The organism is Nocardia canadensis, assembly GCF_032656385.1.
GTDB lineage: Bacteria > Actinomycetota > Actinomycetes > Mycobacteriales > Mycobacteriaceae > Nocardia > Nocardia canadensis.
In genome coordinates, this window is record NZ_JAVCWB010000008.1 from 1,096,948 (window position 1) to 1,110,028 (window position 13,081).

Below are 13,081 nucleotides of genomic sequence, written 5' to 3' on the forward strand. Positions count from 1 at the left end.
GCGTCAGCTCCCCCGCAGGGCCACGCTGTGCACGCCCGCGCGGCGACCGGAGAAGACGCAGTCGGCCAGCGACAGTCCGCTGACATAGGAGTTCGAACAGATGCCGACCGCGGCGCGTCCCGCCGCGAACAGGCCCGGCACGATTCCGCCCGCCTCGGCCCGGACCGCGCCGGTGTCCTCGTCGACCAGCAGGCCGCCGAGGGTGAGCATCGGCATCGGGTAGGTCAGCCGGGCGCTGAACGAGATGTCGAGCAGGGTGAAGGGTCCGGTGCGGAGCGGGCGGCGGATGTCGTCGGGCTTCCCGAGGGGATCGGGCAGATCGTGGTCGATAGCGCGGTTGTGGGCGTCCACCGTCTCGCGCAGCGCGGCCGCGTCGACGCCCGCGCGGGTGGCCGCCTCTTCGACGGTCCGGCCGCGGGCGCGCCCCATCCGCAGCAATCGCTCGGTCTGCATGCGCTGGAACCACACCGACTGCGGTCCGATCTGGGCGCGCGCCTCGGCTTCGAGTTCCGCGTCGACCAGCAGCCATGCCCGGTGGCCGGGACTCGTGGCCACGGCCGCGCCGAGCGCGGCGCCGTAGCGGGATTCGTCGATCATGCGCTGACCCAGCGCATTCACGGCGATCGCGCCGAACAGGGCGCTGGGTGGGGCGATGAAGCGCCAGGTCGACAGCGCGTCCATCTTGCCGCTGGCGGCGCCGATCGCCTGGGCCATGGTGATGCCGCTGCCGTCGTCGCCCGCGGTGCCCAGCGGCAGGCCCTGCGACCACGGGTAGTCGGGGGCGTGCTGGGCGACCATCGCGCCGTTGGCGATGAATCCGCCCGTGGTGAGCACGACGCCGGACTTCGCCTGGATCCGCACCGGCGTGCCGTGTTTGCGTTCGATCCGGGCCAGCAGCGCTTCCATCGCGTTGCGCAGACCCGGGTGGTACACGCCGGGTTTCGCCGAGATCCGGGCCAGGGCGGCGAAGCGGCGGCGCACGGCCGCGGGCGCACCGTCGAGGGTGACCGCCTCGATGCCGGTCACCTGGCCGTCCTCGACGACGAGCCGGGTCGCCCGGGTTCTGGTCCGGACGCGCACACCGTGCCTGGCCGCCGAGGCGGCCAGCGGCCCGAACAACGCCTTGCCCGACACACCGGGACCGTGAGCGCGGTGACCACGCTGACGTGGTTTCGCGAGATCCCGGTATCCGCCGGAGTTCTCGCTGCCGGAGTAGTACAGGTAGTAGTCGTCGGACGGGTAGGAGGTCTTGAAGGGACACAGCGACGCCTGGAAGGGCACGCCGTGCCCGGTCAGCCAGTCGATCATCGCCGGCGATTGCTCGCAGAAGCGGCGCAGGGTCGCGGCGCTCACCGCGTCCCCGACCTCGGCTTCCAGGTAGGCGAGCATGGTGTCGACGTCGTCATCGATGCCGGCGTCGCGTTGCACCCAGGTCCCGCCACCGGCGTAGACGATGCCGCCGGACAGCGCCGTCGCCCCACCGCCGAGATACCGGTCGATCGCCAGTACGTCGGCGCCCGCTTCCCGCGCGGTCAGCGCCGCGGCCACCCCTGCCCCGCCGTACCCGACGACCACGACATCGGCCGCACAGTCCCAAGCCCGCACCAGTCCACCTTCCGAGCCGACGCCGACCCCGTCGTCACCGTCCGACCCAACTATAACGTGTTCTAGAAATCCGGCCGGGTGGGTTCCCCGCACCTATCCGTGGACGCGCACCCGCCCGCCGGTCAGTCGCGCGGCGACATGGTCGATCGCCGCCACCGGCTGATCGAGAATGCGCACGGCGGTCCGCCATCCCCGCGTGCCGGCGACCTTCTTGCGCAGCATGCGCTGCACATCGGGGTGGTCGAGCCCGCGGACTCCCACGGTCTGCGGCCCCACTCCCGGGAACAGATCGACCACGAGCAGGTCGTGACCCAGCCGACGGCGCAGGCGCAATCCCTGGACGGTGTCCCACGGCAAGAAGACCGAATCCGCCGCGGCGTCGATGCTCAATCGCAGTCCGGCGGGTGAGAGCCGCATCGATGTCGATGGCACCCCCTGGGCCTGCCAAGTCGTCCGCATCTCGCGCAGGCGACGCAGTCTGCGCACCCCGTCGACACCGAAGATCAGCACGACGGGCAACTCCATCAGACCGATCGGCCCCGCCAGCCAGACCAGCAGTGCGGTCATGCCCGCGACGAATACCGCGACCGCCACCTCCACCCAGGCCGACACCGCGGACAGCGTCAGCATCGATGCGCGCGACCGTTGGACAGCGGCGACATCCACCCCGACGACGAACTCCCCCACCGTTTCCATCTCCGGCACGCTACCCGTCTCGACGGCGCAATGTCCTTGCACGGAGTGCATGAGTGCAGACACTGCCACGAAGGCCACGGCGGCTCGCGTACCCAACGGTCGGAGGGCATTTCGTGGTCGATCACAAACCCGGACACCACCGGTGCGTGGTGGGCACCGGTACTGTGACTAGCGCCCACCGGACGCGGTGCCGGCGTTCCACTGCGACAACCTGGATGTAATCGATGAGTGCTACTGCCGAAAAGCTTGCCGACCTGCGAGAGAAGCTGGAGCTCGCGCAGGAACCGGCCGGAGAGGCGGGAGCCGCCAAGAGAGCGCGCAAGGGCATACCTTCGGCCCGCGACCGCATCAACATGCTCATGGACCCGGGCACCTTCGTCGAGATCGGCGCCCTCGTGCGCAACCCCACCGACAAGAACGCCCTCTACGGTGACGGCGTGGTGACCGGACACGGTCTGGTCGACGGCAGGCCGGTGGCGGTGTTCTCGCACGACCAGACCGTCTACGGCGGCACCATCGGCGAGATGTTCGGCCGCAAGGTCGCCGCCATCATGGGCCTCGCGGGCAAGATGGGCTGTCCCCTCGTCGGCATCAACGACTCCGGCGGCGCGCGGGTGCAGGAGGCGGTGTCCTCGCTGCGCTGGTACGGCGAGCTGGCGACCATGATGGAACCGCTGTCGGGCGCGGTGCCGATGGTCTCGCTCATCCTGGGCAACTGTGCCGCGGGCGCGGTGTATCAGCCGATCTGCACCGATGTCGTGGTCGCGACCGAGAGCGCGCACATGTTCGTCACCGGTCCCAAGATCATCGAGGACGCCATCGGCGAGAAGGTCGACATGGAGGAGCTGGGCGGTGTCTACAACCAGGCCGCCTACGGCAATATCCACCACATCGCCAAGGACGAACCCGCCGCGTTCGAGTGGGTGCGCAACTACCTGAGCTACCTGCCGTCGAGCTCCACCGAGCTCCCGCCGATCGTCAATCCCGGCCTCGAGCCGGACATCACCGAGTCCGACCTCATGCTGGACAAGCTGGTCCCCGACTCCGACAACATGGTCTACGACATGCACGATGTGCTGCTGCGGATCTTCGACGACGGCGAGTTCCACGAGATCGGCGCGGCCGCCACCGAGAACATCATCACCGGCTTCGCCCGCGTCGACGGCAGGCCCGTCGGTGTGGTCGCCAACCAGCCGACCGTGCTGGCCGGCGCGCTCGACGCCAAGGCCAGTGACAAGGCCTCGCACTTCATCCACATCTGCAACGCCTTCGAGATCCCGTTGGTGCTCGTCGTCGACACCCCCGGCTTCCTGCCCGGCGTGGAGCAGGAGAAGGCGGGCGTGATCAAGCGCGGTGGCCGGTTCCTGTTCGCCTACGTCGAGGCCACCGTGCCCAAGGTGACCGTGGTGATCCGCAAGGCCTACGGCGGCGGCTGGGCCGTGATGGGCGCCAAGGCCCTGGGCTGTGACGCCTACCTGGCGTGGCCGACCGCGCGGATTGCGGTAATGGGCGCGGAGAGCGCTGTCGGCCTGACCCAGCGCAAGGTGCTCGAGGCGACGCCCGAGGAGCAGCGCGGCGCGATCCGTCAGCAGATGATCGACTTCTACAACGCGACGATCGCGACGCCGTGGATCGCGGCCGAGCGTGGCTACATCGACCGCGTGATCGAGCCGTCGACCACCCGCCTCGAGATCCGTCGCGCCCTGCACCTGCTGCGGGACAAGAAGGTCGTGCGCTACCCGCGCAAGCACCACCTGCTGCCGCTGTGACCCGGTGCGGGCGGCTGCCCGCCCGCACCTCACTTCCCGTCGCGCAGGACGGACCGCAGCCGCTCGGTGTCGGCCGCGGTCCAGCCGGGCGGTGCCAGGATCGCCGCCCAGGCGTTGGCGATGTCGGCCTGGAAGGTGTGCCCGTGCCCGTCGGGCACGTCGGTCGAGACCGCCATGTCGGCCGAGACCTGTAGGAATGTCACCACCGGAAGCCACCGGGTGCTGGGCAGGACATCGGGTCCGCGCGGCTCGCGCAGCCAATCCGGTTGCCGGAACAGCAGTGTCGGCGTCCACCAGGTGATCGGGTCGGAGGCGTGCTGCAGGTAGACCACCCGCGCGGACGGCCACGGCGCGTCGGGGCGAGTCAGATCGGGCGCGCTCGCGACGAAGCGCGCGGTGTGGCCGTCGCGGTAGACCGGCAGCCATTCCGGCGAGCCGGGGTCACGGCGCATCGTGGCGTCACGCCAGACCGGGTTGGTGGCGGTCGGTCCGACGAACAGCACGCCGTCGGTGCGGGCGGCCATGTCCTGCACGCTGGAGAACGCCGCTTCACCGCCGAAGGATCCGAGGCTCTCGCCGAAGACCACCAGCTTCGGCCGCCGCTGCGGCGGCAGCGTGTCCCACACCGCGTGCACCGCTTCGAACAGGGCTTGTCCGGCATGGCGGGCCCGTTCCTGGTCGACGATGAACGAGAGCCAGCTGGGCAGGAACGAGTACTGCATGCTGACCAGCGCGCTGTCGCCGTTGGCGAGGTACTCCAGGGCCGAGGCGGTGGATTCGTTGATCCACCCGGTGCCCGTCGTAGTCGCGACCCCGAGCACGGCCCGCTCGAAGCCGCCGGCCCGCCGCAGCTCGGCGACCGCGAGTTCGGCTTCGGCCTCGACGGTTTCAGCGGAATCGAGCCCCGTGTAGACCCGGATCGGTGGCCGCGCGGGCCGGCCGTTGAACGCGGTCAGGTCGGCCTCGGTCGGGCCGTTGGACACGAAGATCCGGCCCTGCCTGCCGAGCGAATCCCAGCTCACCAGTGAGCCGGGTCCGCCGGACCGCTCCGGCGACGCGGGCTCGGGTGTGTCCGCGGACGTCTCGTCGTTGACCGCCTCGAACGTCGCGTTCAGCATCGACATCGACGCGCTCGCCACCACACCGTTGAGCAGCGCGATCACCACCGCCACGACGACGATTCCGCCCAGCAGCGCGGCCACCCGCGCCGGCAGGACCCGGCCGAGCAGACCACCGGCCCAGCCCACCAGCGCCCGGCCCCCACGCACGACCCCCAGCAGCACCCCGAAGACGAGCACCCCGATCACCGCCATGATCGGATAGGCCGACCACGACAACCCCGCCACACCCATCAGGTCGCGCAGCTCCCGCTGCCAGTCCGCGTACCAGATCAGTGCCACCACGGTGCCCGCGAGCGCCACGATCCCCAGACCCCAGCGCAGCGGGCCCGGCATCGGTGCCGGTTCGCGTTCGAGCACCCACCACAGCAGCGCGGCGAGCGCGACGCCGAGCCCGTAACCGAGCGCGGCCGCCGCGCCGGACACGACGCCTTGGAACAGCGGCCCGCGCGGCAACAACGACGGGGTCAACGACAGCCACACCAGGATCAGCGCACCGGTCAGCCCACCGAAACCGTGTCCTCGTGGCGCGGAATTCATCTGTGTCCCCTACGGTTCGATCAGCGACCACCGGCTAGCGCAGGTGCTACACGTTCACCGGAACGCAGGACCAGCCGGTCCCCGCACGGACACCTGAAACTGTACGACCGGCGACGGCACCGCCGCCGGATCCGCTGCGACGCTGCTCCGAATCGTGATCCGGTCCCGATCCGGGCCGCCGACGGCGCGGAGAGCCGGGTGTGGCGCGTCGTAGCCGGGAGTTCGCTGTCCGGCGCGCACACTGGAGGTCATGGGATCGTTGTGGATTCTGCTCGGGTCGGGTGCGATTCGCGCCGACGAGGTGTCCGAGATCGCGGTCGTGAAGACCGGCCGCGTGGTGGGCGGCCGGGTCGGCCGGGAACAGTACGCGGTCGTCGTGCGCTCGTTCCGCGGCTCCCCGACCGCCGGGCGCGCGCTGTCGCGCACCGTCTGGAGCACCGCGCAGGAGTCCCGGGCCGACACGGTCGCCCGCGCGCTGCTCGATCAGTTGATCGCCAGGGCCGACACCGCGGGCACACTGACTGTCGACGCCGCGGGCGCGGTCGAATTCGCGGGTCCGTCCGCCGGATCATCGTGACCGCCCGCCCGACGCCGCGCCGCTCGCTTCGCGCAGCACTACCTAGCCTTGCGGCGCACTGTCCTCCGCCTCCGCCGCCGCGCCACACGGATAACCGAGGTCGATCAGAAGGGATACTCCACGCACAGTTCGCCCGCGAACCTGCGCGTGGCGTGCTCGCGCATGCGCCGGCCGTAGACCGGGTCGGCGGCCAGGTCGGTGTAGGTCTCGAACGCACACCGCACCACACCCGCCGCCTCGGCCGCGTAGACGTCGAATCCCGGGAACATCAGCCCGGCGTAGGGCCTGTCGTCCACGTCGAGGGCCAGCACCGGGTATTCGCCCACCGAATCCGGCTCACCCACCGCCAGCACGCGCCGGGAATCCGAGCCGCCGGGCAGCAGGAAACACTCCGGGAACTGCCCGGCCAGCGGCTCGTAGAGCTCTCCCCACGGTGGTCCCAGTTCGTCGTCGACCAGCTGGTCCAGACCGCGCGGGGCGAAGCCGCCGTCGGCCGCGAACCACCCGTGCCGCTCGAACAGGCCGCGGTCGAAGGCCAGCCAGGCCCGCAGGCTCGGTGACAGCGGACGTCCCGACGGGAACACCGTGGCCGCCACCGCGTCCGCCGACATCGGTCGAGGCGCACCGTCGACCCACGGCGTGTGACCGACCCACGCGACCGGCTCGAACATCGACCGGCCCGGATCCGACCGCACCACGTCGAGGACCCGTCGCGTCAGACCGACACCGTGTTCGACCTCTACTCTCATGGCGCGCAACGTAACAGGCCACCCCGACAGCCGCTAGAACGCCGATGCCGGTATCACCCCGGTGCAGTGGGCGGCCGGAGCCGGACACGAGTCGGGCCGCGTCGGTGCCGAACTGTGGGCACCTGCGGGGCGACACTGGGATCCGTGGACACCGACTCCCCGGGAACTGCCGCGCCGTCGACCGCACGGGCCAGAATGCCCGAGTGGCTACCGCGGGCGATGGTGCTGGCCTTCGTCCTGTTCGGGTTGTTCCTGCTCGCCGACTGGGCGTTTCGCCGGCTGCTCGGACTGCTGATCGTCCTGCTGGTCGCGTTCTTCGTCTCGCTGGCGATGGAACCGGCCGTCGGCGCGCTGGCCCGGCGGGGTGTGCCACGAGGCCTGGCCACCGCGCTGGTCTTCCTCGGCACCTTCGCGTGCGTGCTGGCCTTCCTCGCGGCGCTGGTGACCCTGCTCGTGGAAACCACGACCAACCTGGCCCACGAAACCCCCCGGCTGCTCGACGAGGGCATCGATCGGGTCAACCGGACCTTCGGCCAGCACTTCACGATGCACGATCTGAGCCAGCGGCTCCTGCGCGAGTCCGACCTGATCGAGGGCTACGCCCGCACCGCCGCCGACAATGTCTGGGGCGTGTCGACCACCGTGCTGGGCGGGCTCGTCCAGCTCCTCACCATCGCGCTGTTCAGCATCTACCTCACCGCGGGCGGACCGCGGGTCCGGCGGACCGTGTGCTCGCTGCTGCCACCGTCGCGCCAGCAGACCTTCCTGCACGCCTGGGATCTCGCCATCGACAAGACCGGCGGCTACCTGTATTCGCGGGTGCTGCTGGCCATCGTCTCGGCGATCGCGCACGGGGTCTTCCTGGCCGTCCTCGGTATCCCGAATCCGATCGCCCTCGGCGTGTGGTTCGGCGTGATCTCCGCGTTCATCCCGACCATCGGCACCTACATCGCCGCGATCCTCCCGGTGCTCGTCGCCCTGACGGTGGACCCGCTCGACGCGGTCTGGATCATCGTGTTCGCGGTGCTGTACCAGTGGTTCCAGGACTATCTGCTCCAGCCCCGGATCACCGCGCGCACCGTCGATGTGAACGCCGCGATCGCGCTGCTGGCGGTCCTGGCCGGTGGTGCGCTGCTCGGCGCGGTGGGGGCGCTGCTGGCGATCCCGGCCACCGCGACGGTACAGGCTTTCCTGTCCGAATACGTCAAACACTATGCGGTGACCGAGGATCCGCGCATCGAGCAGACGGCCTCGCGCCGGAAACGGGCGCCGAAGGCGCCGGCGCCGACCGCCGACGAGGACACCGAGTAGGGCCGCTCTCAGGGACATCCCGATGCGCAGACGGCGGCCACGCGGCGCGGCCGCGGCACCGGGCGAGCACAAATCCGCCACCGCGACGACCGCCGAGCTCCTCGACCGGACGGTGCTGGTCTACTCGGCCAACACCGCGGCGTTCAACGGTCTCCTGCTGGCCGCGGTGACGTCGTGGGGGTACTTTTACCGCTGGTGGTTCTGCATGAAATTCGTTCTCTCGATCGGACAGCTGTATCTGGGCATCTTCGTGCAGTCGAGCGCCATGCACGAGACCGTCCGCGCCACGCGCGACGGGACCGACGGACCGGCCACCACCCTGGCGTGGACGGCGGCGCTGATGGCGGGCGTGCCGGCCTTCTAAGTCTGGGTGTCGGTAGCCAAACTCTGGGGCCGCACGCCGATCGGTGCGCGAGCCGCACGTCGCCCGGCGCCCGCGCCGACGTGGGGTCTACTGCTGCGGTCCGGCGAGCCTGGCCGAGGCCATGGCCGAACAGGCCGGACCCGCACTGCATCTCGAACGTTTCACCCCGCCCGAACGCCACGACGCACCCGCCACCGAGTTCGACCTGTACCTGACGCGCACCCGTCGCCTGGTCCACGTCCCCGCCACGACGAGCGCCCGCGACGCCCTGCGCACGGCAGTTCCCTCGGCTTCCGGATCGTGCGAGAACGGGCTGTGTGGCAGCTGTGTTCTCCGCGTCGAGGCCGGGTGCCCCGACCACCGCACCGACGTCGCGGCGAACGCCGCGGGGATCTTCCACCCCTGCGTGTCGCGCTCCCGCGACCCGCTCCTGGTGGTCGATGCCTGATCTCGGCCGTAGGAGGCCACCGACCGGAGTGAATCTTGTACTGTCACAACAGATCAGCAGCTGCCCGCTGCCAGCACCGCTCGCCCCGGGTAGCTGACGCCGTAGAACTCTGCTGAGGAGCCAGGTTCATGACCGAAACCGACACCCCGGTGATCCGGACCGATATCCCCCACTCGGCCCGGATCTGGAACTACTGGATGGGTGGCCAGGACAACTACGAAATCGACCAGATCGCCGGTGACGCCGGGCTGGCCGTCGACCCCGACATCTCCACGATGGCCGTGCAATCGCGCCAGTTCCTGATCCGCGCCGTGGGCTTCCTCGCCCGCGAACGCGGCATCCGGCAGTTCCTCGACATCGGCACCGGCCTGCCGACCATGCAGAACACCCACGAGGTCGCCCAGAGCATCACCGCCGACGCGCGCATCGTCTACGTCGACAACGACCCGCTGGTGCTCACCCACGCTCGCGCCCTGCTGCGCAGCACCACCCCCGAAGGCGTCACCACCTACATCGACGCCGACTTCCACAACCCCGAGCAGATCGTCGCCGACGCGCGCAACGTCCTCAACTTCAACGAGCCGATCGCGGTGATGTTCATGGGCGTGCTCGGCCATGCCCGCACCTACGAGGACCTGCTCCGGATCGTGCGCACCGTGGTCGGCGAGGTGCCCTCGGGCAGCTACCTGATCATGTGGGACGGCACCGACGACAGCCAGGCCTACGTCACGCTGTGCGAGAACTACACCGGTACCGGCGGCACCCCGTACATCCCGCGCCCGCAGGCGCAGATCCGCGCCGTGTTCGACGGCCTGGAACTGGTCGACCCCGGCTTCGTGTCGATCACCCAGTGGCGCCCCGACACCGTCGAGGTGGGCGAGGTGCTGCCGATCTCGGCCTACGGCGCCGTAGCGCGCAAACCCTGATCACTCCCCCGCCGCACCGGCAGAGCGACACGCCGCACCAGCCACTCTGCCGGTCGGGACGGGGATAGTCTCGACCGGATGGATGCCGCACAGCCGGTCCCCCGGCGGCGGCGTCCTGCGCGCCGTGCTGAGCGAGACCCACCGCCGTCCCGCCCTCCTGGCGGCCCTGCGCGAGTCGCTCTTCGATCCCCGCGCCGCCGAACTGCGCACACTGGTGCGCGCCGCGGCCGCGGGCGAGATCCGGGCCGAGGCCGTCGCGACCCCGGCCGCCACCCTCGGCCCGGAACTGGTGATGTTCCGCTTCCTGACCGGGGCAGCCCGGTCGCCGACACCATGATCACCGAGATCGTCGACGACGTCGTCCTGCCGCTGCTCACCCGCATCCCGACCGAATAGTGTTTCGGCACAGAAACATTCACGTGACATCCGAGAGCCGCGGTAGCGAACGCCGCGTGCCGGACGCGAAGATGAGGAGACCGCCGACTCGCCCACCGGGACGGTCCGGGAGTCGAGCGCCACCGACGCCGCGCTGGAGCGAGATCACTTATGCCGCAAGGGAGTTCGCCGGTGAGCCGAGCATTCTTTCACACGACAGTCGATCCACGAACGCAGACCGAGATCCTGCTGCCGCAGCCCGAGGCGGTCGCCGGTTGGGAGGGCGGCCAATTGCGCGGGATGGCCGTCGGCGCGGCGCTGGCACGCGCGGTGGAACGCGAGGTCGCCGCCGCCGGCCGGGCCGACCTGCGCCCGGTCCGGTGGACCCTCGACATGTTCCGCCCGGTCTTTCTGCGCCCCTGCCGGATTCGCGTCACCGTGGTGCGCGACGGGCGCAGGCTCGCGCTCTTCGACGCCGTCCTGATCCAGGACGATCGACCGGTCGCCCGCGCAGGCGCGCTGTACCTCCGTCCCGGCGCCGATCCGGCGGGCGTCTGCTGGTCGCCCGGCACCACCGCCGATCCCCCGCCGATCGACCGGCTCCCGGAACCCGGTCGCGATCGGGTGTACTTCAGTGAAGACGCGGGCTGGGGGCCGGACCCGCGCACTCACCACAACGTGGGCCGCACGGGGATCTGGCATCATCCGATCGCGGTCGTCGCCGACGAGGAACCGACGCCGTTCCAGTTCGTCGCTGGACTGGCCGACGTGACCAATGTGATCGCCCATCTCGGCAGCAACGGCCTCGAGTACATCAACGCCGACGCCACCCTCACGCTGACCCGCCTGCCGGAGGGCAACGAGGCCGGGCTGATCTGTCTGGATCGGCTGGCCGAGGACGGCATCGCGATCGGCACGGCCGCCGTCTACGACCGCAAGGGGGTGTTCGGCACCACGACGGTCAGCTCGCTGGCCAATGCGCGAGGCGCCGCCGATCTGAGTGTCATCGGGACCCTGGCGCGGGTGGGCGCCGCCCAGGCGGGCTGATCCGGTCGATCACGGCGCGGCGCGCAGTTCCCGCCTGTACAGCTTGCCGGAGTCGTCGCGCGGAAGCTCGGCCACGATGCTGATCCGCGAGGGCAGTTTGTAGGCGGCGAGTTGCTCGGCCAGCGCGGCCGCGACCTGATCGGGAGCGAGCTCGTGGCGGGGCCGGGCGACGAGATAGAGCTCGAGTGCCTCGCCGAGGTCGTCGCCGGAGGGCACGCCGATCGCGGCGGCGTCCTCCACCCCGGGCAGCGCCATCGCCGCGTTCTCGATCTCGGCCGGGTAGATGTTCACTCCGCCGCGGATCACCACCTCGCTCGATCGCCCGGTCAGGAACAGGTACCCGTCGGCATCGAGGTAGCCGGTGTCGCCGACCCACAGCAGATCGCCGCGGGTGACCGCCGAGCCCGCCCGGTGCAGGTACTCGAAGCGCGGCCAGTAGTCGGCTCCCCGGACGAACACCCGCCCGGGCTGCCCGGCGGGCAATTCCGCGCCGTCCTCGTCCAGGATCGCGACCGCGGACCCGTCGGCCGGGCGCCCGACGCTGCCGGGCCGCGCCAGCCATTCCGTGGCGCCGATCCAGGTGATGGTGCCGGTCTCGGTACTGCCGAAGTACTCGATCACCGCGTCGCCGAACCAGTCGATCGCCGCTCGTTTGATCGCGGGCGGGCACGGCGCCGCCGAATGGATCAAATGGGTCAGGCTGCCGGTGTCGTAGCGCTCGCGCACCTCGGCGGGCAGCGACAGCAGCCGCGACAGCATCGTCGGCACGATCTTGGCCTGCTGGATCCGGTGCTGATGCACCAGTCGCAGGAACCGTTCACTGTCCCAGCGCGGCATGATGGTGATGTCGGTGCCCATCCGCAGCGCCAGCACCGCCACCGCGTTCGGCGAGGTGTGATACATCGGCCCGGCCACCAGCATCCGCCCACCGGGCGCCAACCCCATCCGCCGCGCGATACCGCCCGCGATGGACAGCAGTTGATGTGGCGTCATCCGTTCCCGCAGTACGCCTTTGGGAGTCCCGGTGGTGCCGGAGGTGTAGATCAGTCCCATCGAATCGGCCACCGCGCCTTCGAGATAGCCGACCGGCTCGTCTTGGTCGGCGATCCATTCCTCGAGGAGCGGATGCCGCCCCGTGGGCACGGACAGGGCCTGGTCGAGCCCGGCCTCGACGAGTGTCGGCGCGGGCATGGCGATCTCGACGATCCGGGCTGAGCTGCCCGCGCGGTCGCGGGCATCCTCGACGGTGGCGACGAACTCGGTGTGCGCGAAGATCACGCGCGGCGCGCAATCGGCAAGCACATGGGCGATCTCCCCCGCGCGCCAGCGGGTGTTGATCGGTACCGGGTTCGCCCCTGCCGAGGCGATGGCCAGTGAGACCTCGAGGAATTCGATGTCGTTGCGGGCCAGGACCGCGACGCGGTCGCCGCGCCCGACGCCGGCGGCGAGCAGGGCCGAGGCGAGGCGGCCCGCGCGGTCGTGCGCATCGGTGTGGGCGCGCACCCGTTCGCCGCAGCGGATGATCGGAGTCGGGGAGTCGGCCATCGCTACCTTCG

General features: G+C 70.5%; 13 protein-coding genes. 8 read left to right on the plus strand and 5 right to left on the minus strand.

The window, feature by feature from the left end; all coding sequences use genetic code 11:
- Positions 1-3: 3 nt before the first annotated feature.
- Positions 4-1,605, minus strand: coding sequence for an FAD-binding protein (locus Q7X29_RS18855; RefSeq protein ID WP_316574877.1), 1,602 nt, complete (start codon positions 1,603-1,605; stop codon positions 4-6).
- Between the two features lie 93 nt (positions 1,606-1,698).
- Positions 1,699-2,301 (minus strand): hypothetical protein, encoded by a 603-nt coding sequence (locus Q7X29_RS18860; RefSeq protein WP_316574878.1) that lies wholly within the window; start codon positions 2,299-2,301, stop codon positions 1,699-1,701.
- 224 nt (positions 2,302-2,525) lie between these two features.
- On the opposite strand from Q7X29_RS18860, the gene Q7X29_RS18865 reads away from it, so the two are divergent.
- Complete coding sequence (locus Q7X29_RS18865; RefSeq protein ID WP_218720374.1) at positions 2,526-4,070, plus strand: acyl-CoA carboxylase subunit beta; 1,545 nt, start codon at positions 2,526-2,528, stop codon at positions 4,068-4,070.
- A 29-nt stretch (positions 4,071-4,099) separates the two neighbouring features.
- On the opposite strand, the gene Q7X29_RS18870 is transcribed toward Q7X29_RS18865, so the two are convergent.
- Positions 4,100-5,728, minus strand: a complete 1,629-nt coding sequence (locus Q7X29_RS18870) for an alpha/beta hydrolase (RefSeq protein WP_316574879.1) — start codon at positions 5,726-5,728, stop codon at positions 4,100-4,102.
- Positions 5,729-5,978: 250 nt separating this feature from the next.
- Between Q7X29_RS18870 and Q7X29_RS18875 the strand changes: the two genes are divergently transcribed.
- Positions 5,979-6,305 (plus strand): hypothetical protein, encoded by a 327-nt coding sequence (locus Q7X29_RS18875; protein ID WP_316574880.1) that lies wholly within the window; start codon positions 5,979-5,981, stop codon positions 6,303-6,305.
- Positions 6,306-6,409: 104 nt separating this feature from the next.
- Here the strand turns inward: Q7X29_RS18875 and Q7X29_RS18880 are convergent, their stop codons facing one another.
- The gene (locus tag Q7X29_RS18880) at positions 6,410-7,054 is read right to left on the minus strand and encodes a hypothetical protein (protein ID WP_316574881.1); all 645 of its coding nucleotides are present in this window, start codon (positions 7,052-7,054) and stop codon (positions 6,410-6,412) included.
- A 144-nt stretch (positions 7,055-7,198) separates the two neighbouring features.
- On the opposite strand from Q7X29_RS18880, the gene Q7X29_RS18885 reads away from it, so the two are divergent.
- From Q7X29_RS18885 to Q7X29_RS18910, 6 genes are all read left to right on the plus strand, one after another.
- On the plus strand, positions 7,199-8,365 hold the full coding sequence (locus Q7X29_RS18885; RefSeq protein ID WP_316574882.1) for an AI-2E family transporter: 1,167 nt from the start codon (positions 7,199-7,201) through the stop codon (positions 8,363-8,365).
- A 22-nt stretch (positions 8,366-8,387) separates the two neighbouring features.
- Entirely contained in the window at positions 8,388-8,729 is a 342-nt protein-coding gene (locus Q7X29_RS18890; protein ID WP_316574883.1) for a hypothetical protein, read from the plus strand.
- 43 nt (positions 8,730-8,772) lie between these two features.
- Positions 8,773-9,177 carry a 2Fe-2S iron-sulfur cluster-binding protein gene (locus Q7X29_RS18895; RefSeq protein ID WP_316574884.1) on the plus strand — a complete coding sequence of 135 codons (405 nt, stop codon included), beginning with the start codon at positions 8,773-8,775 and terminating at the stop codon, positions 9,175-9,177.
- A gap of 128 nt (positions 9,178-9,305) precedes the next feature.
- Positions 9,306-10,103 carry an SAM-dependent methyltransferase gene (locus tag Q7X29_RS18900; protein WP_218720382.1) on the plus strand — a complete coding sequence of 266 codons (798 nt, stop codon included), beginning with the start codon at positions 9,306-9,308 and terminating at the stop codon, positions 10,101-10,103.
- 82 nt (positions 10,104-10,185) lie between these two features.
- Positions 10,186-10,440 carry a TetR-like C-terminal domain-containing protein gene (locus tag Q7X29_RS18905; protein WP_316574885.1) on the plus strand — a complete coding sequence of 85 codons (255 nt, stop codon included), beginning with the start codon at positions 10,186-10,188 and terminating at the stop codon, positions 10,438-10,440.
- A gap of 230 nt (positions 10,441-10,670) precedes the next feature.
- Positions 10,671-11,525: an acyl-CoA thioesterase domain-containing protein gene (locus Q7X29_RS18910; protein WP_218720386.1), complete on the plus strand. Its 855-nt coding sequence runs from the start codon at positions 10,671-10,673 to the stop codon at positions 11,523-11,525.
- Between the two features lie 9 nt (positions 11,526-11,534).
- Here Q7X29_RS18910 and Q7X29_RS18915 read toward each other — a convergent pair whose 3' ends face one another.
- Positions 11,535-13,070: an AMP-binding protein gene (locus tag Q7X29_RS18915; RefSeq protein WP_218720388.1), complete on the minus strand. Its 1,536-nt coding sequence runs from the start codon at positions 13,068-13,070 to the stop codon at positions 11,535-11,537.
- Positions 13,071-13,081 lie beyond the last annotated feature (11 nt).